The organism is Cryobacterium zhongshanensis (assembly GCF_022760445.1).
In the GTDB taxonomy this organism is placed as follows: domain Bacteria; phylum Actinomycetota; class Actinomycetes; order Actinomycetales; family Microbacteriaceae; genus Cryobacterium; species Cryobacterium algoricola.
In genome coordinates this window covers 246,804-271,416 of the sequence record NZ_JALGAR010000002.1, presented here as the reverse complement: position 1 = coordinate 271,416, position 24,613 = coordinate 246,804, and the positions used below count along the sequence as shown (strand labels likewise).

The 24,613-nt window shown below is 64.0% G+C and carries 27 protein-coding genes, 1 tRNA gene and 1 pseudogene; 8 read left to right on the top strand and 21 right to left on the bottom strand.

The features are described 5' to 3' along the window. Positions 1 to 40: 40 nt before the first annotated feature. Entirely contained in the window at positions 41 to 1,681 is a 1,641-nt protein-coding gene (locus MQH31_RS09800) for a xylulokinase (protein WP_243011878.1), read from the top strand. Further along, on the top strand, positions 1,678 to 3,198 hold the full coding sequence (gene araA / locus MQH31_RS09795; RefSeq protein WP_134535650.1) for an L-arabinose isomerase: 1,521 nt from the start codon (positions 1,678 to 1,680) through the stop codon (positions 3,196 to 3,198). The genes MQH31_RS09800 and araA overlap by 4 nt, the downstream gene beginning before the upstream one ends. Before the next feature lie 194 nt (positions 3,199 to 3,392). On the opposite strand, the gene MQH31_RS09790 is transcribed toward araA, so the two are convergent. Then, a complete protein-coding gene (locus MQH31_RS09790; RefSeq protein ID WP_243011877.1) occupies positions 3,393 to 4,490 on the bottom strand; it encodes an oxygenase MpaB family protein in 1,098 nt (365 codons plus the stop codon). Positions 4,491 to 4,635: 145 nt separating this feature from the next. Here MQH31_RS09790 and MQH31_RS09785 point away from each other — a divergent pair, with 145 nt between their 5' ends. Then, a complete protein-coding gene (locus MQH31_RS09785) occupies positions 4,636 to 5,289 on the top strand; it encodes a TetR/AcrR family transcriptional regulator (RefSeq protein ID WP_243011876.1) in 654 nt (217 codons plus the stop codon). Between the two features lie 132 nt (positions 5,290 to 5,421). Here MQH31_RS09785 and MQH31_RS09780 read toward each other — a convergent pair whose 3' ends face one another. Beyond that, the gene (locus tag MQH31_RS09780) at positions 5,422 to 5,994 is read right to left on the bottom strand and encodes a TetR/AcrR family transcriptional regulator (protein WP_243011875.1); all 573 of its coding nucleotides are present in this window, start codon (positions 5,992 to 5,994) and stop codon (positions 5,422 to 5,424) included. Between the two features lie 3 nt (positions 5,995 to 5,997). Further along, positions 5,998 to 6,456, bottom strand: a complete 459-nt coding sequence (locus MQH31_RS09775) for a DoxX family protein (protein ID WP_243011874.1) — start codon at positions 6,454 to 6,456, stop codon at positions 5,998 to 6,000. Between the two features lie 220 nt (positions 6,457 to 6,676). Between MQH31_RS09775 and MQH31_RS09770 the strand changes: the two genes are divergently transcribed. Continuing rightward, positions 6,677 to 8,290 (top strand): M1 family metallopeptidase, encoded by a 1,614-nt coding sequence (locus tag MQH31_RS09770; RefSeq protein ID WP_243011873.1) that lies wholly within the window; start codon positions 6,677 to 6,679, stop codon positions 8,288 to 8,290. Positions 8,291 to 8,374: 84 nt separating this feature from the next. On the opposite strand, the gene MQH31_RS09765 is transcribed toward MQH31_RS09770, so the two are convergent. From MQH31_RS09765 to MQH31_RS09740, 6 genes are all read right to left on the bottom strand, one after another. Beyond that, positions 8,375 to 9,097 (bottom strand): CE1759 family FMN reductase, encoded by a 723-nt coding sequence (locus MQH31_RS09765; protein WP_243011872.1) that lies wholly within the window; start codon positions 9,095 to 9,097, stop codon positions 8,375 to 8,377. Beyond that, a complete protein-coding gene (locus MQH31_RS09760; protein WP_243011871.1) occupies positions 9,094 to 9,570 on the bottom strand; it encodes a MarR family winged helix-turn-helix transcriptional regulator in 477 nt (158 codons plus the stop codon). Before MQH31_RS09760 ends, MQH31_RS09765 begins: the two co-directional genes overlap by 4 nt. Beyond that, on the bottom strand, positions 9,567 to 10,757 hold the full coding sequence (locus MQH31_RS09755) for a CE1758 family FMN-dependent luciferase-like monooxygenase (protein ID WP_243011870.1): 1,191 nt from the start codon (positions 10,755 to 10,757) through the stop codon (positions 9,567 to 9,569). Before MQH31_RS09755 ends, MQH31_RS09760 begins: the two co-directional genes overlap by 4 nt. Positions 10,758 to 10,961: 204 nt before the next feature. Further along, positions 10,962 to 11,531, bottom strand: coding sequence for a dihydrofolate reductase family protein (locus MQH31_RS09750; RefSeq protein ID WP_243011869.1), 570 nt, complete (start codon positions 11,529 to 11,531; stop codon positions 10,962 to 10,964). A gap of 238 nt (positions 11,532 to 11,769) precedes the next feature. Then, entirely contained in the window at positions 11,770 to 12,231 is a 462-nt protein-coding gene (locus tag MQH31_RS09745) for an SRPBCC domain-containing protein (protein WP_243011868.1), read from the bottom strand. Between the two features lie 332 nt (positions 12,232 to 12,563). Then, entirely contained in the window at positions 12,564 to 13,022 is a 459-nt protein-coding gene (locus MQH31_RS09740) for a prevent-host-death protein (protein WP_243011867.1), read from the bottom strand. A 93-nt stretch (positions 13,023 to 13,115) separates the two neighbouring features. Here MQH31_RS09740 and MQH31_RS09735 point away from each other — a divergent pair, with 93 nt between their 5' ends. Continuing rightward, the gene (locus MQH31_RS09735) at positions 13,116 to 13,655 is read left to right on the top strand and encodes a GNAT family N-acetyltransferase (RefSeq protein ID WP_243011866.1); all 540 of its coding nucleotides are present in this window, start codon (positions 13,116 to 13,118) and stop codon (positions 13,653 to 13,655) included. Positions 13,656 to 14,028: 373 nt separating this feature from the next. On the opposite strand, the gene MQH31_RS09730 is transcribed toward MQH31_RS09735, so the two are convergent. The 11 genes and pseudogenes from MQH31_RS09730 to MQH31_RS20870 form a co-directional block, all read right to left on the bottom strand. Then, entirely contained in the window at positions 14,029 to 14,274 is a 246-nt protein-coding gene (locus MQH31_RS09730; RefSeq protein ID WP_243011865.1) for a hypothetical protein, read from the bottom strand. Between the two features lie 83 nt (positions 14,275 to 14,357). Continuing rightward, positions 14,358 to 14,777, bottom strand: a complete 420-nt coding sequence (locus MQH31_RS09725; RefSeq protein ID WP_243011864.1) for a hypothetical protein — start codon at positions 14,775 to 14,777, stop codon at positions 14,358 to 14,360. Between the two features lie 908 nt (positions 14,778 to 15,685). Then, entirely contained in the window at positions 15,686 to 16,177 is a 492-nt protein-coding gene (locus MQH31_RS09720) for an RHS repeat-associated core domain-containing protein (RefSeq protein ID WP_243011863.1), read from the bottom strand. Continuing rightward, a complete protein-coding gene (locus MQH31_RS09715; protein WP_243012179.1) occupies positions 16,090 to 16,296 on the bottom strand; it encodes a hypothetical protein in 207 nt (68 codons plus the stop codon). Before MQH31_RS09715 ends, MQH31_RS09720 begins: the two co-directional genes overlap by 88 nt. A gap of 6 nt (positions 16,297 to 16,302) precedes the next feature. Next, positions 16,303 to 16,788: an RHS repeat-associated core domain-containing protein gene (locus tag MQH31_RS09710; protein WP_243011862.1), complete on the bottom strand. Its 486-nt coding sequence runs from the start codon at positions 16,786 to 16,788 to the stop codon at positions 16,303 to 16,305. Beyond that, positions 16,785 to 16,982 carry a hypothetical protein gene (locus MQH31_RS09705; protein WP_243011861.1) on the bottom strand — a complete coding sequence of 66 codons (198 nt, stop codon included), beginning with the start codon at positions 16,980 to 16,982 and terminating at the stop codon, positions 16,785 to 16,787. The genes MQH31_RS09710 and MQH31_RS09705 overlap by 4 nt, the downstream gene beginning before the upstream one ends. Before the next feature lie 2 nt (positions 16,983 to 16,984). Further along, a complete protein-coding gene (locus MQH31_RS09700; protein ID WP_243011860.1) occupies positions 16,985 to 17,935 on the bottom strand; it encodes an RHS repeat-associated core domain-containing protein in 951 nt (316 codons plus the stop codon). Positions 17,936 to 18,251: 316 nt separating this feature from the next. Next, the gene (locus tag MQH31_RS09695) at positions 18,252 to 18,488 is read right to left on the bottom strand and encodes a hypothetical protein (RefSeq protein WP_243011859.1); all 237 of its coding nucleotides are present in this window, start codon (positions 18,486 to 18,488) and stop codon (positions 18,252 to 18,254) included. Between the two features lie 709 nt (positions 18,489 to 19,197). Next, positions 19,198 to 19,419, bottom strand: coding sequence for a hypothetical protein (locus MQH31_RS09690; protein WP_243011858.1), 222 nt, complete (start codon positions 19,417 to 19,419; stop codon positions 19,198 to 19,200). Positions 19,420 to 19,491: 72 nt separating this feature from the next. Further along, the gene (locus MQH31_RS20650) at positions 19,492 to 19,614 is read right to left on the bottom strand and encodes a hypothetical protein (RefSeq protein WP_279238669.1); all 123 of its coding nucleotides are present in this window, start codon (positions 19,612 to 19,614) and stop codon (positions 19,492 to 19,494) included. A gap of 167 nt (positions 19,615 to 19,781) precedes the next feature. Beyond that, positions 19,782 to 19,892: pseudogene (locus MQH31_RS20870) on the bottom strand (thioredoxin domain-containing protein); the annotation flags it as partial. Between the two features lie 553 nt (positions 19,893 to 20,445). On the opposite strand from MQH31_RS20870, the gene MQH31_RS09680 reads away from it, so the two are divergent. Then, positions 20,446 to 21,582, top strand: a complete 1,137-nt coding sequence (locus MQH31_RS09680; protein WP_243011857.1) for a tyrosine-type recombinase/integrase — start codon at positions 20,446 to 20,448, stop codon at positions 21,580 to 21,582. 267 nt (positions 21,583 to 21,849) lie between these two features. Here MQH31_RS09680 and MQH31_RS09675 read toward each other — a convergent pair. Beyond that, positions 21,850 to 21,939, bottom strand: a tRNA-Ser gene (locus MQH31_RS09675). Between the two features lie 148 nt (positions 21,940 to 22,087). Between MQH31_RS09675 and MQH31_RS09670 the strand changes: the two genes are divergently transcribed. Together MQH31_RS09670 and radA are read left to right on the top strand one after the other, a co-directional pair. After that, positions 22,088 to 22,888, top strand: coding sequence for an SGNH/GDSL hydrolase family protein (locus MQH31_RS09670; RefSeq protein ID WP_241976368.1), 801 nt, complete (start codon positions 22,088 to 22,090; stop codon positions 22,886 to 22,888). A gap of 165 nt (positions 22,889 to 23,053) precedes the next feature. Continuing rightward, on the top strand, positions 23,054 to 24,421 hold the full coding sequence (gene radA, locus MQH31_RS09665) for a DNA repair protein RadA (RefSeq protein ID WP_243011856.1): 1,368 nt from the start codon (positions 23,054 to 23,056) through the stop codon (positions 24,419 to 24,421). Positions 24,422 to 24,613: the final 192 nt, after the last annotated feature.

Here is a 24,613-nt window from a genome sequence, read left to right as displayed (position 1 = left end):
GCGCATGTGATCGATCACATGAGCAAGTCAAAGGAGTCTTGTGTCGACATCGAAAACCGTTTCCCCCGGCGATTCCGCGCGAGACGACCTGCGCGCGGGGCGTCTCTCCCTCGGGATAGAACTGGGGTCGACCCGGATCAAGGCCTGTCTGATCGGCGAAGACCCGTCGCAGGTGATCGCGGTCGGCAGTCACGAGTGGGACAACGAGTTCGTCGGACAGGTGTGGACCTATTCGCTCGAGAACGTGTGGTCCGGCTTGCAGGCTGCCTACGCCGACCTCATCGACAATGCCGAATCTCACTACGGCGTGCGCCCCGACAGCTTCGCGGCGATCGGCGTCTCGGCCATGATGCACGGATACCTCGCCTTCGATGCGGCCGGTGACCTCCTCGCGCCGTTCCGGACCTGGCGGAACACGACGACCGGCCCGGCCGCCGCGGAACTCACCGAGCTGTTCGGCGTGAACATCCCGCTGCGCTGGTCCATCGCACACCTCCGCCAGGCGGTCCTCGACAACGAACCACACGTTCCCGAGATCGCCTCTCTCACCACCCTCGCCGGTTATGTCCACTGGCAGCTCACGGGTCGGAAAGTCCTGGGCGTCGGCGACGCATCGGGCATGTTCCCGATCGACGCACTGACCAAGACCTACGACACCGAGCTCCTGGCGCGCTACGACGGGCTCTCCGCATCGGGAACCGCCGGATCCCACCTCGTCGACCTGCTGCCGGAGGTGCTCGTTGCGGGTCAGCCCGCTGGGAACCTGACCGTCCAGGGCGCCCGCCTTCTCGACCCGACGGGTACGCTCAAGCCCGGCGCGGCCCTCTGCCCGCCCGAGGGTGATGCCGGAACGGGAATGGTCGCGACCCGGTCCGTCGCCCCCCGCTCGGGCAATGTCAGTGCGGGCACGAGCATCTTCGCCATGGTCGTGCTCGAACGGCCGCTCGACAATGTGCATCACGAGCTCGATCTGGTCACTACTCCGGCTGGGGACCCCGTCGCAATGGTCCACTGCAACAACGGTGCGAGCGAACTCGCGACCTGGGTCGGCCTCTTCGCCCGGTTCGCCACGGTCGCCGGCCAGCCGCTCGCCAGCGACGCCGTCTTCAACGCGCTGTTTAGCGAAGCACTCGAGGGCGAGGCGGACGCCGGCGGGCTGCTGGCCTACAACCACCTGGCGGGCGAGCCGATCGCCGGCCTCACCGAGGGCAGGCCCCTCGTCGTGCGCACGCCGGACAGCCGGCTGACGCTCGCGAACTTCATGCGGGCCCAGCTCTACGGGGTCTTCGGCACTCTCAGCCTCGGGATGCGCGTCCTTGCCGACGAGGGCGTCGTGATCGACGAGATGTTCGCCCACGGCGGCATGTTCCGCACCGCCGGGGTCGCGCAGCGATTCCTCGCCGGGGCGCTCGGCACCCCCGTCACCGTGACCGAAACGGCCTCCGAAGGCGGGGCCTGGGGCATCGCAGTGCTGGCGTCCTACCTTCGGGCCGCCGAGCACGGCCAGAGCCTCGACGACTACCTCGACGAACACGTCTTCGCGAACACCGCGTTCGACACCACCCAGCCCGATCCGACGGACGTCGCTGGATTCACGACCTACCTTGCGCGGTATTCCGCCGGCCTCGCCGTCGAACGTACCGCAGTTGACACACTCTCACTGAAGGAAAGCACCCTATGAGCAACCGCATCACTCCCGACCTACGCTCCTACGAGGTCTGGTTCCTCACCGGCAGCCAGAACCTGTACGGCGAGGAGACCCTCCGTCAGGTGGCGGAACAGTCGCGCGCCATTTCGGACACGCTCGCGGCAGCATCCGACATTCCGGTCACGATCGTGTGGAAGCCGGTGCTGAAGGATTCGGAGTCGATCAAGCGGGCGATCCTCGAGGCGAACGCCGCCGACAACGTAATCGGCCTGATCGCGTGGATGCACACCTTCTCCCCCGCAAAGATGTGGATTTCCGGGCTTGACGCCCTCCAGAAGCCCCTGCTGCACTTCCACACCCAGGCGAACGTCGAACTGCCGTGGGCGGACATCGACATGGACTTCATGAACCTCAACCAGGCCGCGCACGGCGACCGGGAGTTCGGCTACATCCAGACCCGCCTGGGCGTCGCCCGGAAGACGGTCGTCGGCCACGCCTCGAGCTCCGCGGTCACCGCGCAGATCGGCACCTGGACCCGTGCCGCCGCCGGTTGGGCTGCGACCAAGAGCCTCAAGCTCGCCCGGTTCGGCGACAACATGCGTTACGTCGCGGTCACCGAGGGTGACAAGACCGAGGCAGAGCTGCGGTTCGGCGTTCAGGTCAACACCTGGGGCGTCAATGACCTCGCCGAGGCCGTCGACGCGGCCACGGAGGACCAGATCGACGCCCTCGTCGCCGAGTACGAGGAACTCTATGACGTCGCGCCGGAACTGCGGGCGGGCGCCGAGCGTCACGAGTCGCTGCGCTACGGCGCCGCGATCGAGATCGGCCTCCGGTCATTCCTCGAAGCAGGCGGATTCGGCGCGTTCACCACGAGCTTCGAAGACCTCGGAGCCCTCCGCCAGCTCCCCGGCCTCGCCGTGCAGCGCCTGATGGCCGACGGCTACGGCTTCGGCGCCGAAGGCGACTGGAAGACGGCCATCCTCGTGCACGCCGCCAACGTCATGGGTTCCGGGCTCCCCGGCGGCGCCTCCCTGATGGAGGACTACACCTACGACCTGACCCCCGGGGCGGAAGTCATCCTGGGTGCCCACATGCTCGAGGTCAACCCCGCCCTGACGACCGCGAAGCCGACGCTCGAGATCCACCCGCTCGGTATCGGCGGCCGCGAAGACCCCGTGCGCCTCGTGTTCACGGCCGATCCTGGACCCGCCGTGGTCGTCGCGATGAGCGACATGCGCGACCGGTTCCGCCTCGTCGCCAACGTCATCGAAGTTGTCGAGCCCACCGAGCCCCTGCCGAAGCTGCCGGTCGGCCGCGCCGTCTGGAAGCCCGCACCGTCCTTCGCCGTCTCGGCGGCCGCCTGGCTCACCGCTGGTGCGGCGCACCACACCGTGATGTCGACCGCGCTCGGCCTCGAGGCGTTCACCGACTTCGCCGACATCGCGAAGACGGAGCTTCTCGTCATCGACGAGACGACCGAACTGCGGAGCTTCGAACAGGGAATCCGCTGGAACGCGGCGTACTACCGTCTGGCCCAGGGCCTCTAAGCCCAGGAACCTCAGAACGGATCGCCTGGCCGCTTTCGGTCAGGCGATCCGTTCATTAAGGGCGATGCAGCCCAGGTCGCATCGTGTCAGTGATCCCAATCGGCGTCACACCTGTTGATGTTGGACGCTCGATCTAGTCGAATCGCTCGAACACACTGGCACCCTCGAGACTTCGTCCTGCAGGACCTGTGCTCTTATGCCGTCTGAGCGAGTGCCTCCTGCTGGAGTCGACGCGCATTATGAATCAGGTCCACTCCGTCCGGCCCCCACAACAGCCGCATGATGCGCGCCTCGTTTGCAGGGTTCTGAATCTGACGAATGTCAGCTTCGCGACGGCGGATGACGTCATCCGAGGCATCGATCCGGTCCTGAGGCACGTCCGCCGCAACTTGCAACTTCTCCGGAAGCACCGCGTGCATCACGTCGTGCCACTGCTCATAGACTTCGGCCAACGCGTCGGTCGCGAGCTTGTGACTGGGGTCCCAGTTCTGCTGACCGACTTGCTTGTACTGGGCGATCATGTCCACCCCGGTCTCCCTGTCGCGGAAGACGCTCTCGCGGTGTCCGAAGTAGGGCCAATACTTCTCGTAGAGAGCGTCCAGGTCAGCCATGCTCTGCGGAATCTCGGACTCCTCAGCACCGACAAGGCGCAAATACGAGCCCATCTCCATGACGAACTGGTCCCGCTGGGCGGCAGTGAGCGGTCGAGGGGGCTCATCGCCGTGCCACGCGAGCTTCTCGTATGCGCAGAGCATCGCGTGCATCTCTGTGATCGCCGCCCACATCGCGTCCCGCGGCTCGGCCGCAGCGTAGCCGCCCAGCGACGGGTCTTTCGGGTCGATGACATCGCCGTTCACGTGACTGTGGATGCGATGAAGATGCGTGGCCATGCTCGTCGCCGTGGCCGTATCGCCAAGCCACATCGGCGCGTGCATTCCCGAATTGCGCTGAAACCGTTCGAAGAAGTCGAACATGGTGAATCTGCCCGCTCGAGCCTTGCGAGAGATCGGATCCAAGTCGCGGATGCCCGCCGTGATCGGCTTGTAGAGGAACTGCACCGCCCCTTGCGCGGCCGTCTCGAAAACGATCGAGGCGGGATGGAGCAGCACCTCCCAAACGATCGACCCAGGCCCGAAAAGGCCGTAGTCCGCCGATCCATCATCGTTCAGCGACCCGCCTGCAGGTACAACGTCGCCGAAGCGACGCCATCGACCGGCATCACCGAGCATGAGCTCTTCTGTAATCACGGGGATCTTGGGCGTGCGTTCGGGTGCGATGCCATCAATATTCACGTGGACTCCTTCGTCATTTACGTACGATGACCGTACGTAACTGATCATAGGTAGTGACCACTCCCGATCACAAGTGTTTCTGCGCCCACGCCAGCCGGCGCTCGATGCGTAGGCTGGTGGACAACGGGCATGTGGAGGGAGCAGGGTGAACGAGCAGAAACAACGCCGGCCGGGGCGCCCTCGAGATCCAGAAATCCACAACAAGGTCCTCCTCGCTGCGCAACGCGTCTATGTGCAGGGCGGCCGAGCAGGCTTCACATTCGAGGCAATCGCGCGAGAAGCTGCTGTCGGAAAGCCAGCGATCTACCGCAGATGGGCATCCGTCGACGATCTGATGGACGATGTCCTTCGCTCCCACACCCTGGTCCCGGAGAACGTTCTTCAAGGAGACCTCCGGGGGGAACTCCAGGAAATCGCGATGGCCACACTGAGACTCGCTCATTCTGAGCAAGGTGCGTTCATCCTGCGGTTGAGTTCTGAGCGAGGGCTGCAGCCGGGGCTTTATCGACAGTATTTTGAGAGACTCCGAAACGTCATCCATTTCCAGAACCGTGCACTCATCGTCGCCGCAATCACGCGCGACGAACTTTCGACGGAATGCGACCCGGACATCCTCATCCAGGCAATCACCGGATCGGTGTTGGTGGGGACTCTCATGGGCTTCGTTCCGCCACCTCGGGACGCGGAAGCCGCCGCCCGTTACTGCGAACACCTCGTGAACCAGCTGCTGCAGGGCGCTTTGCCCTCGCACCAGCCGCTCCCCCACGCAGTTCGTCCGGATGGACGCGCCCGGGCGTGACGTCGCCTTCCCGGCTGCTGACCGCGACCTCTCAACGTTCCGTGAACGACGCCTGACCGCTTTCGGCCAGGCGATCCGGTCATAAGTCCGGCGCAGCCCACCGGACCGGATCACTCGCTCCGGCCATTCCGATCAGGCCGGGCGCACCGCTCGAAGCGTCGCCAGGATCGCCTCCGGGTCGAAGGTCTCCGGATTGCGGATCGCCTGGATCGAGGCACCCTGGACCAGAGCGACCACCGTTGCCGCGAGCTCGTCACCCTGGATGCGGGTCCCGACGGCGACCTCACGACAGACCGGCGAGAACGCCGCGAGGTAACGCCCGAAGCTCGATTCGATGCGGGCGCGGAACAGGTCGTCGCGTCGGGAGAAGTAGAACGCGAAGATCAGTTCGACCGCAGCGTGGTACTCCACCAGGCGCTCCAGCTCGACCCGGATCATCCGCTCGAGGCGGTCCCACGGCTCCAGCCGTTCCAGGCCGGAGTCGGACAGGGCGTCGAGCGTGCCATCGAGCAGCACGCCGAGCAACGCCTCGAGCAGACCGTCTTTCGACTGGAAGTGGAAGAACACGAGGCCCGTGGAGATACCGGCCGCGGTGGCCACCCGGCGTGCGGTGACGGCATCGAGACCCTCGGCGAGGGCGATCTCGTACGCAGCGGCGAGGATCGCAGCGCAGCGCTCCTGTTCGGGCTTCTTGGGGCCACCCATCGATCAGGCGTCTTCCTCGGTGCGCCGTTCGGCACGATACCGGCGCCAGGCCAGCCAGGCACCAGAAGACCAGAGCGCCCACAGCACCAGGACGGGCTGGAGCAGCAGCCGAACTGCGCGATCGAGGTCGGTGTTCAGCCCGAAGGAATCGGTGTGCGTGACCAGCTGCGAGATGTTTCCCGGGAAGATGGCGACGAAGAACGCCGCGACGATCCAGCCGACCTGTACGCGGTACCGGCCCAGCGCGAGCAGGGAGGCACCGAGGACGATCTCGACGACGCCGGAGGCCAGGACGACGAAGTCTCCCGCGATCGGAAGCCAGGTGGGCACCTGGGCGAGAAACGCCTCACGGTTCACCGTGAGATGGCTGATGCCGGCAAGCAGCAGGAAGGCTCCCAGCACCATCCTGAATATGGTGCGAAGTACGGTCGTGCGCTTCTTCTGCGGTGCGAGGAGGTTCATGGTGCGGCTTTCGTCGGGAGATTCGCAGGGAGAAGCGATGCTCCGACTCTACATTGATCGCACGGTCAATGATCACCCGGTCAATGGCGCGGCTCCGGGACAGGAGGAGGCGAGGGCGGCCGCTCCGCTGCGCTCTGGTGAATCGAGCTAGCCGCTTGTACGCGACCGAAGTAGGTTGACGGGAATGCGCCACTGGTTCGCCCACCAAAGGAGTTGTTCCGTGCAGTCATTCACAAGGTTCCACACCGCCGCCGTCGCAGGGCTGTCCGTGCTGGCACTCACTGCCTTCGGGACGGGAAGCGCTGCCGCCCTCGGCACGCACGCGAGCACAGCACGTGCAAACAGTGCCGCCAGTGCCGCCTACACGGTCGGGGCTCCCGGGAGCGGCGACCCGTACTTTCCTTACGACGGCAACGGCGGTTACGACGTGCTGCACTACGATCTCGCCCTGCGCTATGCGCCGCCGACGGACCCCGCGGCACTCGTGGGAAAGCTCAGCGGCATCGCGACCATCACACTGCGAGCGAAGCAGAACCTGCAGTCGCTCAACTTCGATTTGCGCGGTCTCGACGTCACATCGGTCCGCGTGGACGGCAAGGCGGCGGCTCACGGGAAATCGCCGGGCAACGGCAGCGCCGAATGGTCGCAGAAGCAGGACGACGCCAACCGGTTCTGGGAGCTCACCGTCGGTCTGCTGCCGAAGCTCAGGGAGGGAAAGTCCACAACGATCATCATCGAATACGGCGGAAACACCGGGCGTCCGCTCGACACAACGGGAGCCCTCTATGGGTGGGTCACGACTGCGGATGGCGCGATGGTGGTCAACGAGCCCGACGGAGCCTCGACCTGGTATCCCGTGAACGACGATCCGCAAGACAAGGCCACCTATTCGTTCCACATCACCGTGCCGGAGGGAAAGACGGCCGTTGCGAACGGTCTGGCCGACGGCCGGCCACGGACCAAAGCCGGGTGGACCACCTGGTCGTGGGAGGCCACGGACCCGATGTCCAGCTACCTGGCGACGGCGACGGTCGGTGACTTCACCCTGGCCAACGATAAGGGCACGCACGGACTCCCGATCGTCAATGCCATCGACGCGGGCGTGACGGGCCCGGCTCTCGCGGAGACGAAGGCGTCACTCGCGCTTCAGCCCCAGATGATTGCCTTCCTCGAGGGCACGTTCGGGCGCTACCCGTTCGAGTCGTTCGGCGCGATTGTCGACGACGATTCCGTCGACTACGCCCTGGAGACTCAAACCCGGCCCGTTTACTCCCAGGTCGCAGACGAAGCGACAGTGGTCCACGAACTCGGGCACCAATGGTTCGGCGATTCGGTGACGCCCTCCGACTGGAAGGACATCTGGCTCAACGAAGGCTGGGCCACCTACATCGAATGGCTCTGGGCTGAACATCAAGGCACCGCAACGATTCCTGCGCAGTTTGCCAACGCGGTCTCGTACCTGGACGCGAACGACGGCTGGACGCTCAACATCGCAGACCCCGGTCGCGACGAACTCTTCGCGGCTCCGGTCTACCTGCGGGGGGCGGCCGCCCTGCACTCGTTGCGCGCGAAGGTCGGCGACAAGGCGTTCTTCGCGGGCGCCCGCTTGTGGTTGAACCGGTACAAGGGCTCCACGGCCACCACGGCAGACTTCGAAGCCGTGATGGAGAAGACCTCAGGCCAATCGCTCACCACCTTCTTCAACGAGTGGCTGCGTCAAGGCGTCCGCCCGGCGACGGCGCAACTGCAGGCAGAACCCTCTGCGGGCCCGAGTAACGCAACCCAGGGGCCGGCCGCATCCGACCCCAACACGGGCCACCGAGAGGCTCGTTGACCACGGAGAGTGATTCCTCGCCCTTGCCCGGTCCGTGCGCCGGTGCCGCGGAGCGCTCTCGGCGCGCGGCACCGGCGCTCACCGTCAGCTGCGCGCCGCGATCGAGCTGCCGCCGGTCGCGAGGCGCATCAGGTCGGTGTCGAAATCGAACTCGGCAGCAGCGCCGTCAGGGCGGGCATTGCTGCCGAAGGAGTGCTGATACTTGTCCCAGACCTTGCCGGTGATGGCGGCACTGATGCCGGTTGCGATCATGGCGGACAGTTCGTTCGCCGCCCGTTCGATCCTGCCGAGCAGGGCGGGGTCCGCCCAGTCTTCCGGTGCCGCGAAGACCGAGGTCGGCGTCGTGAGCGATCGCATGAACGCGAACAGGGAGCGCAGCTGGTCGTCGATGACGAGGGCGTGGCGCGCTGTGCCCGCTGTTGCGGAGAGCACGAGGGGCTTGGCGATCAGGAGGTCGTTGTCGAGGATGTCGACGAACGACTTGAGCAGGCCACTCATCCCGGCCTTGTAGACGGGTGTGGCCACGATCACTCCGTCGGCAGCGGCGAGCTGGTGGACGGCGTCGAGGAGCGCGCCCTGGGGGAACCCGGACACGATGGCGTGCGCGATCTCCCCGGCGAGTGGGCCGAGGTCGATCAGGCGGACCGAGGCCGGGATGCCCTGGGCGCGAAGTTGATTGATGGTCTTCTGCGCGATCCGATCGGCGAGCATCCGTGACGAGGATGGGTCGCTCGTGCCTGCGTTGACGATGACGATGCGCCGAGGCTCATCAGGGGTGTCGGTGAGGTTCTGGGTTGTGGTGCTCATGCGCGGATTCGCGGGCTTTCCTGGTCGGTGTGCGTGGGGTGGATCGCGGAAGTGATCGTGCGCGAGATGTCGCGCAGCTGCTCGAGCTGCTCGTGACTGAGCGCTCGGGTCATGGTGGATGCGACGGCCGACGCGTGGCGGCGGCCGACGACCTTCTGAATGCGTGCGCCATCGGGCGTGAGGACCATCCGGACGGCCCGGCGATCGTGATCGTCCACGCAGCGTTCGAGAAGTCCGCGCGTCTCGAGTCGGGCGACGAGGCGGGAGATGCCGGCCTGGGTCATCAGGATGCCGCGGTTGATCTCGACCATGCTCATCCCGTTGGCCGACTTGGACAGGGTATAGAGCACGTCGTATTCGTTCTGGGAGACCTCGATCCAGACGTCGTCTGCGCCGAAGGTTCGGAGGAGCGCCACCTGGGCCCGGAACATCGCTTCCCAGGCTTCGTTGGCCAACCGGGTCTCGCTGCTCACAGCAGCACAGGGTAGTTGGCGGGACGCTCGGGGTCGCTGTCCTGGTACGGCGACGTGCCGGTCACGTTGTCGCCGCGGTTGGCGTTCGGGCGGGGCTGGCGGGGTTCGGCATCGCCGTACTTCGCCCGGACCAGGCTCTCGTGGGTGGGCGCCTCTGCGGCGCCGGGAGACCGGCGTGCGGCCATTTCCTTGCGAAGCACGGGAACGACTTCGGAGCCGAGGAGTTCGAGCTGGTCGAGCACCATTCCCAGCGGCAGTCCGGCGTGGTCCATCAGCCACAACTGACGCTGGTAGTCGCCGAAGACGTCACGGAACTCGAGCGTCTTGTCGATGATCTGCTGCGGGCTGCCGACACTGAGCGGTGAAGCCTCGGCCCACTGCTCGAGCGAGATGCTGTGATCGTAGACGGGAGCGCTGTTGAAGTAGGGACGGTAGGCGTCGAAGGCGTCCTGGGAGCGGTGGGCGATGAAGGCCTGACCGCCGAGACCGACGATGGCCTGTTCCTCCGTGCCGTGGCCATAGTGGGCGAAGCGCTTGCGGTAGAAGTCGACGAGGGGCTTGAAATGCCCGTTGGGCGCGAACAGGTTGTTCGCGAAGAAGCCGTTGCCGTAGTACGCCGCCTGCTCCGCGATCTCGGGGGTGCGAATCGAGCCGTGCCAGACGAACGGGGCCACGTCGTCGAGAGGGCGCGGAGTCGAGGTGAATCCCTGGAGCGGGGTGCGGAACGTTCCCTCCCAATCGACGACGTCCTCCGACCACAGGCGGTGCAGCAGGTTGTAGTTCTCGAGGGCGAGCGGCAGCCCCTGACGGATGTCCTTACCGAACCACGGGTAGACCGGGACGGTGTTGCCGCGGCCGAGGGTGATGTCCAGGCGGCCCTTGGCCAGATGCTGCGCCATCGCGTATTCCTCGGCGATACGAACCGGGTCGTTGGTCGTGATCAGGGTCGTCGACGTCGACAGGATGATCCGGTGGGTGAGAGCCGCGATGTGGGCGAGCAGGGTCACGGGCGATGAGGAGAAGAACGGGGCGTTGTGGTGCTCACCCATCGCGAAGACGTCGAGGCCGACTTCCTCCGCCTTGACGGCGATCTTCACCGATGCGTCGATGCGCTCGGCCTCGCTGGGTGTGTATCCGGTGGTGGGATCCTGGGTGATATCGCTGACCGCGAAGATGCCGAACTGCATCGTCGGTTCCTTTCCTCTGCCCGGGGAGCCGAGCGGTTTGACTGCATGACTGGTTATGTATGTTCTGCGTAACGATGGCTGTAACCGTGCGTCTGCCAAATACATTCCCAGTTGTGTATTGTGGGCGCGCCGCGGAGTCCGGAGCGCGGTTCGCATCCGTCATTCGACGAGACGAACGCCCCAGGAGAATCGCCTTCTCTGTGGCTAAGCTGCTTCTCGCGTAGGCCGGTATCGCACGGCGACCGCTCCCGACCGGAACTCGTGGCGGTCAACGAGTTCGAGCTGGATGCGCTCGCGCAGACCGGCGAGCAACGTCGGCCCGTGTCCGGCCAGGACCGGGTGCACGACGAACTCGTACTCGTCGATGAGTCCCAGGTCCGCCAACGCCACGGGGAGTGTCACTCCACCGACCCACAGGCCCTCGCCGGGCTCCTCTTTGAGCCGCTGGACCGCCTGCGCCAATCCGCCCTGTACCAGCTCGGCATTCCACTCGACGCCGCCCAGCGTGGCGGACACAACGTACTTCTTCGCCCGGTCAATCGCCTCGGCGAACGGAAGCTGCCACTCATTCACCCAGTCGGGCCAGGCGCCCGTGGCAGGCTTCCGCCACGCGGACTCCATCATTTCGTAGGCCACCCGGCCGAACAGCAGGGCATCGGCTCGCTCCATCTCCGCGGTCCAGTAGCGCATGGACTCCTCGTCTGGCGGGAGCCCCGCCTCGTGATGGCAGCAGCCGTCGAGTGTCACGTTGATCGAGTATCGAAGTGGTCTCATCTCAGGCTCCCCTCTGATGCGCAGCGCGTCTTCACGGGACCGGAAGTCTGCCAGACCGCGTGCACGCGCACGTCGTTTATGGGCAGAGAATAGTCAGCCTGGTTGCCCGACGGCAATGTGCTCGCGTTCGGCGCACCTGGATCGAACCGGGCCGTCGTGTTCACCCACCTGGGCAGGTCGCACACGACACTGCTGTTTCCACTGCGTGACCGCTGGCACCGCCCCCCGCAAACCTGAACTACTGGGTGACACCCTCGAGTAGGTTTACGAGCTCGTCGAGTTCGACGTCCCAGCCCTCTCGGTTCTGCTCAAGACGTTCGCGGCGGTAGAGGGTGCCGCCGGGGAGTGTTTCGAAGCCCGACTCGATCACCGTGACATCCGTCCCGGTACCAGCATCGGCGATGGTGAAGCGCACGTGCGTCGAGTACTCGTCGAGCTCTTCGGCGGGGATGCCCGACCAACGGAAACCGAACGAGCCGTCGGGCACCACCTCGGTGATTTCGATCGGGAAGCTGCCGTAGTCATCCCAGTCGATGCTGCCGGTAGCACCGGACTCGAGCGCGCCGAACTCCACACCGTCTCCGAACCACTTGACCATCACCTCGGGGTCGGTCAGCGCCTTCCAGACTTTCGCGCGCGAGGCCTCGATGTGCACGGTGCGGGTCACGGTGTGGCCCTTGATTCTTGCGTGATCAGACACGGTGTTTCCTTCACGTTCGAGCCGAGCGCGACGGGGACACTGCCCGCCGAGCGGCACGTCGACTAGTTCTGCAAACGCACCTCATCGAGCGTACCCATGTTTGCGGATCGGTTCACGGGCGGGCGAACCCCCTGAACCGAGCTGCAACTCTTCAGAGGTCCGTCCGTGGGGAGGCAACGGAGGCGACCACATGCGAAGCCCGGACACTCGGCGCGGCTGGTTCGTGTCCGCGGTGCGCAAGTCGCGGTCAGTCGACGCGGCCTTCCCGAGCCTCACGCTGCACGACCTGCGACACATAGCAGCGAGCCTGGCCATCTCGGCCGGCGCCAAGGTCAGGGACGCTCGACCCGCTCAGCGTCCTCGAGCCACTCGACCGGGTGGCTTGTGAGTCCAGCAGCGATCGCGGTCGCCGTCTCGCGCCAGGAGGTGAGCTCGGCGGTGGCGAGGTAGGACTGACCAGTCGCGAACGAGGCTCGAGCGGCGTTGACCAGATCGTGCGCGCACGTTGCCTGGTCCTCGGGGGAGAGCGCCAACATCCACTGGAACCGGTCGGCCATTCTCGATGCGAGTGTGCCCTCGTCACCGAGTGTGACCGTAATGAGGTCTGCCGCGAATTGCAGAAGTACCGAGCGGGCGTCAGCCTCGCGCTGTGACATCAGCACCAGCGGCTCACCATCGCGACGAGTTATCCGGACGGTGTGGACCTCAGCCTCGGCGAACACGTCGGCCGAGTGCTTGCTCAGGTCTGATGAGCGCCTGGTCGTGGTGCGAAGTTCGTTGATCAGCGTCATGCGATTATGATATTCGGAATGTATTCGGAAGTCTAGACTCGGCGTCGACTGGATTCTCGTTCAGCTACTTCCGAGGCCCTCGATAATGGGTAGATGACAGAACTGGCCCTCCCATCAGCGACTGAATTCGGTCAGGGACCAATGATCCGCCGGGCCGGCCTCGATGATGTTTCAGCCATTGCGGTTTTCCAGACTGATTGTTGGCGAGAGGCGTACGTCGATTTGGTTCCAGCTGAGTATCTTCAACGGGTTGATCCTGCTGCCCGCGCCATTCGCTGGAAGCAGCGTATTGCGCTCGCGCTGCGCGCAGTCTGGGTCGCACACGACGGACCAGTCTTGCGGGGTGTTGTGAGCAGCGCTGGCGACTCCGAGCCATTGCAACTGGCGAGCCTCTATGTCGACTCCGCTAGTCGCGGAACGGGTTTGAGCCAATTGTTGCTAGAAACGGCCGTCGGCGAGTCATCCGCCGTCCTATGGGTATTCGAAGACAACGCACGAGCCCACCGGTTCTACACGAAATTCGGTTTTGAGGCCGATGGAGCCCGCGAAATCGATCCCGACACGGGCATCTGGCAAATCAGGTTGGCTCGGCCATCATTGAGACTCCGAGAAGTTGCCGACGACGACTCATAGATACTCGTCCGAGTCAGCGCCGTTGTGATCTCCTTGGTCCACTGGAACCACCTCCCGCCTCTGACGGTTGTTGCCAAAAGGGGTTCGCGACGAAAAGAAAACCCCCCACATCCCAGTGTTTCCAAGGGATGCAGGGGGTGATTCGTGGCGGTACCGGTGGGATTTGAACTCTAATCGGACCCCAGTGACTGCCTGACAGAGGTCCAAATTCCGCGTAATTTCAACGTTTTTGGGTCACCTTGACACCTTCAAAATCAGGGTGGTTTCCAACAGATGTGGGCAAAATGTGGGCACGCGACACCCCGGCAGGACACTGTGAGTGATGCCATCCGAGACAGGAGTCTGGGCAAAGGCCTCGTTCCGCGCTGCGGAGTCAGATGCCTCGTTTGGCCATCCATCGGTAGACGAAGAACGCGACGACCCCCAGCACGATGAGGCTTGCGCCCAGGATCAGGAAAAGTGGGCCGGCGCTGGCGTTTGTCCCCACATCGAAAGCGCCCTTGATGGCCATCAGGATGCCCGCGGCGATACAGAGCCATGGCATGACGATACGGAGTGGCCCGTAGCGCCATTGGTATTTTCTTGGCCGTGGTTCTCCATACGTGCTGTCTTCACTCACCACTGGATTCCTTTCAAAAGGGAGTTGTTGCATTTCATGCCTTCGGGGCGCGGAGGACCTCGTCCCGGCTCGAACGACTTGGATCACGTGTCTTCGTGAGTGCCCCTTGCCTCGTTCCGACGAACTTTTCGGAGATAGGCAAAAAGTACGAGCGCGCCGGCGATCAGCCCCAAGCTCAGCGCGAGCAGCACCCATGAATTCGAATCGTGCTCGACGACCAAAGCGCGGATTTGAAGAATGGCCGCAGACGCACCGACGAGTAAAACAATCAGTGGAATGAGAATCAACACGGCGAATTGGGCGTCCTGATGCACCCCCGATTGCGACGCGATCGGCTTCCATCCCTCCTTGGATCGCAGCCGATATCCCTGAAAGGTCAGGACTAGAAAGCCGACCACGACGCCGGCGACGGAAAGGATAAGACCCAGCGGGGAGGGAAACACCAGCACAACGAGTGCCAAGACGAGCGCGGACACCGCGGTGATGACGGCTCCAGCCTTCATGACGACCTCAATTCCTGTACGGACAGCGCACGCTTGCAGTCACTGGCGTCTTCTCGAGCGCAGGTACCCCTGGATCCCAAAGACGATTGCCGTCACACTCACCAGCGCGAGCAAGAGGCCCCAACTGTTGTCAGCGAGCAGAAGCACGAGCCCGCCGCCGCAACCTAGCACGCCCGCGGCGGCCAAGACGAGGTACCGCATCTAGCCTCCTTCTACGGTGTCAAGGATTACGGTGTCAGGATCATACGACGTAGTCCGAATTTAGGACAAGGTTCCTGGTAAGCGGTGCGGGTTTGGATCGCAGTCCGGTCTGCGCCGGCGGCAGTGTAGGTGTAGCCGATGTCCACGGCCGTGGTTCTCGAGCCGGTTTTCGCCGTGATCCGGGTCGGCCGGCCAGAGTTATCTCGGGTCGTGGTCACGGTTGCGCCGGCAGGGTAGGTGCGTTTGGTTTCGGCGGCGTTCACGTTGTACTCGAAGAGAACGCAGCCCGTGCTCGCGGCCGGGATCCTGGTCGCAGGGCAGGACCCGTCGGGTTCTTGCACCTTGGTCAGCTGGTTCGCTGCGTCATGCTGGGGCAACCCCAGCGCACACAGGGCTGCGACATACCTTTGAGCAAGCGTCGCCGTGGGGCCGCCGGTTGCAACCGGCTCACGGTGTGCTGGAAGCGTTTGCGTATCGGCGGCACGGAGCTAAACCCAAGGCCAAGGCCGACGGATCGCATAAATCAGGAAGGCAACGAATCCCACCTCCATGGCAACGAGGATGGCAACGAGAAACCAGACACCATTCACGATTTGCACAACGATAAGGATCGCGCACAGAAGTACTGCGAACGAGACGGCTCCAATTGCAGTTCGCTTACTTTTCCACGCTGTCATGTCGCTATATCCATTTCTCGAATTGAGATGTTAACCCAATAACCGCGTCAGCAAGCTCTCAGCCGCTCCAGTTACCGCTCCCCCTACGAGGCCGGCGACCGCACAGATGCCACACGCCGCTGCCGCCCCTGGTCCTGTCCAAATAGTTACTACCGCCCCGGCAACGCAACCGCCCGCTGCTCCAGCGATCCCGCCGATGGCAGCGGCCTTGGAGATAGCGGCTCCGTCCGACAGTCCTGTCGGGTCGTTCGCGTTCACAGGGTTACAGCCCGCATAGGAGTAGGGGTTGGCTTCTTTTCCGGCTGGGTCGGTTTGGGTGAATCGGCCGGTAGTGGCGTCGTAGTAGCGGGCGCCGAGTCCGATGTAGCGCTGGGTGTTGGTGGTGACGGCGCTGGCGGTGCCGATCGACCTCGTCGAAGCTACCTTTGGGCCCACTACTTTATTCCGCGGCGTTTGAAAAGGAACAAGGCGGCACAAGCAATTTCCGAAATGATTCCTGCGGCGAGAATTGCCACGCCCCATTGATGTCCGGTGACAAGAAATACCACCCCAGCCACGACTGCGACTAAGCCAAGCAGGCCGAGAGTTACGAAGAAACTCAGGTAAAAACGCGCCACATCTTCGTGGTGTTTATCAGTCATGATCAGTCAATCCCGTTTCGCAACTGGATGTAGTTCAACAAGAACCGTTTGACGACAGGTAGAAGATGCCAAGCGTCGCACTTCCTGCCCCCACCGCGACACTAAGGGCTCCCAAAGCGCAGCCATAACTGGGAGACTCGGGCCGCCAGCAAAGGGGGCGAGGGCAACGGCCGCTACTCCTAGCGCGAAACTTGCGAGCCCGAGGATCACGGAAGTCGCTCCGCAGGGGCTAACCGCGAACCCGCTTGCGTCTTTCGAGTTGATGGGGTTGCAGCCGGCGTAGATGTTGGGGTTGGCTTCTTGTCCGGCGGGGTCGGATTGGGTGAACCTGCCGGTGGTGGCGTCGTAGTAGCGGGCTCCGAGTTTGTAGAGGTTGGTGGTTTCCTGGTATGCGCCGATGTAGCGCTCGGTGTTGGTGGTGACCACGGTGCCGGTGGAACGGGCTTCTCCGTAGGGGGTACGAACACCCGCCTTCAAAGGTGCCAAAGTCACGTTTCCTCATCACTGTTGTCTTTGACTCGTCCGCGCTTTTTTTCAAAAATATGAGCGATAACGGTCGCGCAAGCAGTGATGACCATCGCACCACCAATAACCTTGCTTACGACCGAATCCGCAGATATCAGCAGATAGAACCCGAACGCAGCGAGCACGACCGTTGGAACAATCAAAAACCAGTTCAATTTCATTATCAGGACGTTCCGTTTGTCCCGATGTCAACTAAGTAGAGACCGAAGGTCGCCACGCCAAGCCCAAAGGTTAGCGGGCCACCTGCTGCACTGGCGGCTACCCCGACAACTGCAGCTAGCGCAATCACCGCTTGCAAAACGCAGTTGCCGGAGACTGCAAGTCCCGTGGGGTCTTTGGCGTTGATGGGGTTGCATGCGGCGTACGCGTAGGGGTTGGCTTCTTGTCCACTCGGGTCGGTTTGGGTGAATCTCCCGGTTGTGGCGTCGTAGTAGCGGGCTCCGAGTTTGTAGAGGTTGGTGGCTTCCAGGCAACCGCCGATGTAGCGCTGGGTGTTGGCGGTGGCGGCACTGGCGGTGCCGGTTGCGCGCGCTTCACCGTAGGGCAAGTACGAGTACCCGCCTTCGTAGGTGCCAGTTGCGGAGAACATGCCGACCACGCTACCGAGGTGATCGGTGATGTAGTAGTGGCTGCTCGAATTGGTGTATCCCAGTGGCGTGTTCGCTCCGCGGTATGAGAAGTTCAGCGTGGTCGTCCCGTTGGTTTGGGAGTCGAGGCCGAGGGCGGTGGTGGTGAAGGTGCGGTTGCCGGCGACGGTATGGTCGCTGTTTCCGATGCCAAGGTAGCTGAAGTCGGTGGCGCCGATGGCAGTCGTTGCACCGAAATATTCGTAGTTTGCCGGGGTTCCCGTCAGGCCGCTTTTCTTCTGGTTCCCGGCCGCGTCGTAGGTCCAGGTGCTGACGTCGGCGGTGGTACTGGTGAGTTGGTTGTCACCGTTGTAGCTGTAATCGATAGTTCCGGCGGTGCCCCCGGTGGCCCCAGTTCGGACCTGCTTGGTGCGGTTGCCGGCCTTGTCGTACGTGTATGCCCAGGACGCGGTGGTGGTGGCCCCGGATTTCTCAATGGCCGACACCACCACTTTCGTCAGCTGATTGGCTGCGTCATGCTCTGGCAACCCCAATCGCACACAGGGCTGCGACATACCTCTGAGCAAGCGTCGCCGTGGGGCCGCCGGTTGCAACCGGCTCACCGCGTGCTGGAAGCGCTCTGAGGCTGTCACTTTCTCAGTCGCCGCACTGCAATACCGTAACCGAACAGCACCTGCCCAATAGAAGCTGTACTGACCATGGAAACCACTTTAACTACGACGTCATTTACGAAAAGGGCGGAAACAAGGAAGGCTAACGCCATTGTCGCTGAAAGTATCCAGTACGTGACCGGGCACCAATACCACTGCTTGTAATTTGCCACGATTGCGTCCCAACCTGCGCCTAGCAACTGCCGACGACGCCACCAATGGAAAGCGCGCTTGTGAATGCGCCTCCAATGGTCGTCAATGCTGCAATCGCCGAGCCACTGGTAGCGGCGAGATGCGCGGCCAGTTTCGCTTGAACACTGGCCCGCGACTCATTCGCCGACGCCGAACCTGCAGGCTGCACAGCTGCGAGGCCGCTGGCGAATAGCACGGCGGCAACGAGCACCGTCAGCGTGGAATAAGACCGCTTCATTGCACTTCCCCCCAAATGGTGAACCACAGGGCTCACTCAGTCGAACCGAATCGGCAGGCGCCGCATGACTCGCTGGAAACTTAGGATGGAACAACGAACCTCGCTCACCCCAGTTTGGGGCACAAATCAACCCCCGATCAGGGAAAATGAGCTAGTTTCAAGAATTGGGGCTCTCGCACGCCACTCTGACCGGCTCGACGCTGCGAACTTGAAAAATTGCATCCAACTCATACGTGCTTGCGACCCTCGCCGCGTTGACCATGGCGAGGCACCGATCCGTATGCACGGCATCTTTCCAAACCATGCAGGCCCGTTTCTGAGGTTCCACTCCTACTGCGTTTCGTCTTCCATGCTCTTGCTCTTGCTCCTGTTTTGTTTCTCTTCTTTGTTCTTTCTTTCTTCTATCCCTCTCCATTCTTTGATCTCTCTCTTTCCCTGTCCCACCGCTACCCCTTTACTTCCCAACCCCCCCACACAATGCCGTTGGGTGTGGGGGGTTGGGAAGCGAGCGCAGCGAGGGGGTCGCGGTGGGACAGGGAAAGAGGGCCCTTACCTATTCGTTTGCCTATTCGCTCTCAACGAATAGCCAAACGAATACCCAAACGAATAGGCAGCCCCAAAAACCGGTCTCCTACAGCGGCAATTCCGACCGGAAATATGTGAAACGAGGTCACTCTGCAGGCCGGCCTCGGACACCTCGGAAGGGACTCTAGTAGTAGTCGTACCAGCGGATGACTCCGTTCGCAGCCAGTGGCAGCATCAGGGCGCCGTCGGCCTTGTCCGCGAGATCTGCCGCGTCCCGGAGAGCCAGCTCGGCCCGAATGACGCCGGCGACCCGTCCGGCTCCGCGACCGTCTTCACCGTCGCATTGGATACCGTCGTGCGTGCTTGCCAGCTGGCGAGCTGCTCGAACACCTGCCCCAGGAAGCATTGTGCCTTCATCAGCCGTCCGAGCATCGAGTCTCGATTTTTAGTCTTTGCTCGTCTATGCCGCATGGGCCTGTCAGCCGCAGGCGCGGTACTCGCTAGTGTTCTCGACCACCCGGATCTTCGTGATCAGGATCTGCCAGGCCGGGACGACCACCGGGTCAGCGGGCAGGTTGCCGGTGACGGTGCGTGTAGACATGATCTGCTCCTTGTCGAAGAGAGGTGCGCGAGATGTACTCGAGGTGTCACGGGGTGGGCGCTATTTCCCCGCGTGCGAGGACGAGGCGCACTCTGGGGGACTTTGACTAGGTCAGGCCCGTAGCCGCTCCAGCTGACGCCAGGCGTATTCAGGTCGGGCGCTTGGACGTGCCCGAGGCCGGCGACGTACGCAATCGCGGCCGGGTCCTGCGTGACGTCAACGAGGGTAACGTCAATGCCCGCCTGGGTGAGCTTGCGGAGGGTGGCGGCGCATTGCACGCAGCCGGGCTTGCCTTACACGGTGACGGTGTCGGTCATGGTGTTCTCCCTGGCAGCGGTTGCTGGTCCGTCGAGTGGATCCCGGGCAGTACGGAACTGCGGTGTCGCAACTCAGCCGAGGCCCTTCTGAGAGTTATCCACAGGCTGGTTTCGCGCGCGCGTACTGCTCCGTTGTTGTTCATTCCTGTTCCTTACTGTTAGGGGGGTCATTTTCTGGTCCCCTTTGAGACAACTTTTTGGTCCCCTTCAGGGACGAATTTTTGGTCCCCATGAGGGACGAATAATTGGTCCCCTTACGGTCTGAACCGCGGAAGTTATCCACAGCGCGGGTCGTCCGCGACAGTGGTTTCGAACTGGCCAAGTTGAGTTCGAATTCGTGCCTTGCACGCCGACCTGAACTAGGTAGTTGCCATGTCAGTGGCGCTGGGTAGTCTCTGCTTCGACGGTATCGAACTCGCTGGAGGACTGTCGAGAATTGCCTGGGGAGGACGACCTCCTCACACAATTGGCCCAGCGAGACGGCGTCCCCGCGGTCATTGAAGGGGTGGCGATTATGGGTTCCATCACGGCGTACGAGACGAACGAAGGCAGGCGTTACCGGGTCCGCTACCGGAAGCCCGACCGCACTCAAACAGACAAGCGCGGCTTTCGGACCAAGCGTGATGCTGAACTTTTCCTGGCGTCTACGGAGGTCGCGAAGGCACGGGGCGAGTACGTCGACGCGACCAAAGCGAGAATCAGTGTGGGGGCCCTCGCAGCGGACTGGCTTGCCCATCATGGCCACCTCAAAGCATCGTCGGCTCGCTCGCTCGAGATCGCATGGCGACTTCATGTCGCGCCACGTTGGGCACGCATCCCGGTGGCGGACGTTGTGTTCAGCGAGGTGCAAGCGTGGGTGACCGACCTGCACCTGACACGGGGCAAGAGCCCGACGACAGTGATTCGGGCCTACGGAGTGCTCGCCGCCATCCTGGATGTCGCGGTGAGAGACCGACGCGTGCTGACGAATGCCGCTCGCGGCGTCAAACTGCCCAGAAAGGTGGGCAAGGAGCACACATACCTCTCGCACGGTCAGGTTGAGTTACTTGCGTCGCACTCGGGCCCTCACAAGACGCTGGTCGAGTTTCTCGCCTACACCGGCCTCCGTTGGGGCGAGATGACGGCCCTCCGTGTCCGCAATATCGACTTCAGCCGGCATCGAATCAACGTCCAGCAGAATGCCGTGGAGGTCGGTGGCACGTTTGTGGTCGGTACGCCGAAGACGCACGAGTCTCGTAGTGTTCCCTTCCCACATTTCCTCTCCGAGCCGCTGGCAGAGCTCTGCACAGGCAAGGCGCCCGGAGACCTCGTGTTTGGCTCGGGCACGGTCTTTATCCGGCCTCCGGACAGTCGTCGAGGATGGTGGATTGGAGCGCTCAAGAAGTGTCGAGTCGAAGAACCCAGCTTCCCGTGGATAACACGTCACGATTTACGGCACACGGCCGCGAGCCTGGCGATTTCCGCGGGTGCGAATGTGAAAGCTATTCAGCGAATGTTGGGACACTCCTCAGCGGCCATGACGCTCGACACGTACGCCGATCTCTTCGACGACGATCTGGATCGCGTCGGCCGCGCCCTCGATGATGCGAGGGCCCAATCAGCGACTCGTCAGCGCGGCATTGTCAAAGACGAGAAGGTGCGCGACCAGTAGCAGCAACCCTCCACGACAGCGGTCTCCGGTGTTCATCCGCTCTCCGGAATCGCGATTTCTTCCTGCCACAGTGGTCGATCCGACGGACCGCTGGGCGCGTCGAGATCGAACCGAACACCCGCGTTCGCTCACTAGATGAGCCGATTTTCACGTCGGGATCTTCTAAAGTGTGGGCAAGATGTGGGCACGGGGCCATTTTGGAGCATTTCTGGGCAATGAAAAACCCCCTGCATCCCAGTGTTTTCAAGGGATGCAGGGGGTGATTCGTGGCGGTACCGGTGGGATTTGAACCCACGGTGGAGTCTCCCCCACACAACTTTTCGAGAGTTGCACCTTCGGCCGCTCGGACACGGTACCGAGGGAGATTGTACGTGAGAAACCGGGGTCTGCGCGAATCCGGCGGATTTCGAGAACGTGCGGACGGCATCCGCTGCAGCCGAAACCCCGACACGCGGGCACAGGAAGCGGAAAGCCGGCACCCAGAAACCGGCGGTACGCTCCCCCCGTGTCTAACGTCAATCCGAACCTTCGCGCGCTCCTGGTCACCCTCGGCGCCGTCACCACCGCCACCGGAATGACCGCTGCCGCCGTCATCCGGGCACGCGGATTCCGGGAATGGCGCCAGGGCAATGCCCGGGTGCTCAACGAGACCCTCCCCGCCCACGCGCAGTGGTGGCGGGAGCACGGCCGCGAGCCGGGCGAGCTGCTCTACGTGGCGATCGGCGACAGCGCCGCGCAGGGAATCGGGGCCAGCGAACCAGGGCGCAGCTACGTCGGGTTGCTGGCCGATCACATCCGCCTGGCCACCGGTCGCACGGTGCGCGTCGCCAATCTGAGCGTCTCGGGGGCGACCGTCCAACTCGCTGTGCGCGACCAGCTGCCGCTCCTCGCGGAGCTCTCCCCCGACATCGTCACGGTCGCGATCGGTGCGAACAACGTGGCGGTGTGGGATGCCGCGGTGTTCGAAGCCGGGATCCGCACGATCTTCGCCGCGTTGCCACCACATGCGCTCGTTGCCGACCTGCCGTGCTTCCACCTGCCGCACAATGAGCGGATCGTGGCCGTCGGGAACCGCATTCTGCGGTCCGTCGCCGCCGAATACGGCCTGACCGTGGTGCCGCTGCACGCGACGACGAAGCGGCCGGGGCTGCGCAGCGTCGCCACCCATGTGGCGAACGACCTGTTCCACCCGAACGACCGCGGCTACCGGGTCTGGGCCGAGGCGTTCCTCCCGGCACTGAGCGCGGACATCGCGCTGCTGGTGCCGGAGGACTCCGAGGAGTTCGCCGACCTGCGCGAAGGGTAGCCGCGCCCGAGCGGGGTGGGCGCGCGGATCGCCGGTACGGCACGCGCGCGCTGCGAGCGGCGCGGCACGCGCGCGCTGCGAGCGGCGCGGCACGCACGGGCCCTGAGCAGCGCGGGCACCTGGCCGATTGTCCGGGTGTCGGTGGCCGAAGCTAGGCTCGCAGGCATGGCCAGACCCGTTTCCTCCTTCCGCTGTACCGAGTGTGGCTGGACCACCCTGAAGTGGGCCGGGCGCTGTGGTGAGTGCCAGCAGTGGGGCACCGTGGTCGACATGACGGAGAAGGCGAGTCTCTCCCGCGCCGTGAAGCCCGTCGCGGTGATCGGTTCGGGCATCGCGCGCCCGATCACCCACGTGGATACCACCGCGGTCTCGCACTGGCCGACCGGCATCGGCGAATTCGACCGGGTGCTCGGCGGCGGCATCGTTCCCGGTTCCGTGATCCTGCTGAGTGGCGAGCCCGGCGTCGGCAAGTCGACGCTGCTGCTCGAGGTCGCCTCGAAGGCCGCGGCAGCCAAGTCCCGGGTGCTCTATGTGAGCGCCGAGGAGTCGGTGAGCCAGGTGCGCCTTCGCGCCGAGCGCACAGGGGCGCTGCAGCCGGAGCTGTTCATCGCGGCCGAGACCGACCTCGCGACCATCCTCGGCCAGATCGACGCTGTGCAGCCGAGCCTCGTCATCATCGACTCCGTGCAGACCGTCGCGAGTGGTCTCTCCGACGGGCTCCCCGGGCAGCCGAGCCAGGTGCGCGAGGTCGCATCCACGCTCATTCGGGTCGCCAAGGACCGCAACCTGCCGATCCTCCTCGTCGGGCACGTCACCAAGGACGGGTCGATCGCCGGCCCCCGGCTGCTCGAGCACCTCGTGGACGTCGTCTGCCAGTTCGAAGGTGACCGGCAGACGGCCCTGCGCTTCGTGCGCGCGCTCAAGAACCGCTTCGGGCCGACCGACGAGGTCGGCTGCTTCGAGATGACCGGGGAGGGCATCTCCGAGGTACCCGACCCGAGCGGCCTGTTCCTCACCCGCGGCGGCGTGCTGGTTCCCGGCACCTGCGTCACCGTTGCCCTCGAGGGGCGCCGGGCGATGCCGGTCGAGGTGCAGGCGCTCGTCATGCCGAGCACGGCGCCGAACCCGCGCCGGGTGACCAACGGCGTGGACTCGTCGCGCGTCGCCATGATCATCGCCGTGCTCGAGCAGAGAGCTGACGTGAAGGGCCTCGGGGCGTCGGATGTCTACGTGTCGACCGTAGGCGGCATCCGTCTGACCGAACCCGGCGCCGATCTCGCCATCGCGCTCGCGATCGCCTCGGCGGCGCGGAACAAGCCGATCGGGCACGACGTCGTGGCGTTCGGCGAGATCAGCCTCGCCGGCGAGGTGCGGCCGGTGTCGTCGGCGAAGCAGCGTGCGAGTGAGGCGGCTCGGCTCGGGTTCGTGACCCGGATCGACTCGGGCGCCGGACGGCTCGACTCGGCGATCCTCCTCGCGCTGCGAGAGCCGGTCTCGGCACGCGACGCGGAGCTCGACGCGGCCTTCCGGTAGCGGGACCGTGCCGGCCGGGCAGGCACGGCATTCCGCGCGCGCCACTTGCGCCACTTCGCGCCTGCCGCGCGCCACTTGCGCCGCTTCGCGCCAGGCATGCCTGGCGCGAAGCGGCGAAGTTGGTGCGCGACGCTCAGTCAGCCTCAGCGCAGGCGGGACGACGGCATGCGCACGCAACCGCAGGGTGCGCCG

Bases quoted from the DNA above. Each gene is read 5' to 3' on its own strand.
- MQH31_RS09690 (WP_243011858.1), bottom strand. From the start codon at position 19,419: ATGCTTCCTGGGGCAGGTGTTCGAGCAGCTCGCCAGCTGGCAAGCACG.
- radA (WP_243011856.1), top strand. From the start codon at position 23,054: ATGGCCAGACCCGTTTCCTCCTTCCGCTGTACCGAGTGTGGCTGGACC.
- MQH31_RS09775 (WP_243011874.1), bottom strand. From the start codon at position 6,456: ATGAACCTCCTCGCACCGCAGAAGAAGCGCACGACCGTACTTCGCACC.
- MQH31_RS09755 (WP_243011870.1), bottom strand. From the start codon at position 10,757: ATGCAGTTCGGCATCTTCGCGGTCAGCGATATCACCCAGGATCCCACC.
- MQH31_RS09765 (WP_243011872.1), bottom strand. From the start codon at position 9,097: ATGAGCACCACAACCCAGAACCTCACCGACACCCCTGATGAGCCTCGG.
- MQH31_RS09725 (WP_243011864.1), bottom strand. From the start codon at position 14,777: ATGAAGGCTGGAGCCGTCATCACCGCGGTGTCCGCGCTCGTCTTGGCA.
- MQH31_RS09740 (WP_243011867.1), bottom strand. From the start codon at position 13,022: ATGACGCTGATCAACGAACTTCGCACCACGACCAGGCGCTCATCAGAC.
- MQH31_RS09715 (WP_243012179.1), bottom strand. From the start codon at position 16,296: ATGACTGATAAACACCACGAAGATGTGGCGCGTTTTTACCTGAGTTTC.
- MQH31_RS09720 (WP_243011863.1), bottom strand. From the start codon at position 16,177: ATGGGGCGTGGCAATTCTCGCCGCAGGAATCATTTCGGAAATTGCTTG.
- MQH31_RS09695 (WP_243011859.1), bottom strand. From the start codon at position 18,488: ATGAAGCGGTCTTATTCCACGCTGACGGTGCTCGTTGCCGCCGTGCTA.
- MQH31_RS09750 (WP_243011869.1), bottom strand. From the start codon at position 11,531: ATGAGACCACTTCGATACTCGATCAACGTGACACTCGACGGCTGCTGC.
- MQH31_RS20650 (WP_279238669.1), bottom strand. From the start codon at position 19,614: ATGTCTACACGCACCGTCACCGGCAACCTGCCCGCTGACCCGGTGGTC.
- MQH31_RS09735 (WP_243011866.1), top strand. From the start codon at position 13,116: ATGACAGAACTGGCCCTCCCATCAGCGACTGAATTCGGTCAGGGACCA.
- MQH31_RS09780 (WP_243011875.1), bottom strand. From the start codon at position 5,994: ATGGGTGGCCCCAAGAAGCCCGAACAGGAGCGCTGCGCTGCGATCCTC.
- araA (WP_134535650.1), top strand. From the start codon at position 1,678: ATGAGCAACCGCATCACTCCCGACCTACGCTCCTACGAGGTCTGGTTC.
- MQH31_RS09705 (WP_243011861.1), bottom strand. From the start codon at position 16,982: ATGAAATTGAACTGGTTTTTGATTGTTCCAACGGTCGTGCTCGCTGCG.
- MQH31_RS09680 (WP_243011857.1), top strand. From the start codon at position 20,446: ATGGGTTCCATCACGGCGTACGAGACGAACGAAGGCAGGCGTTACCGG.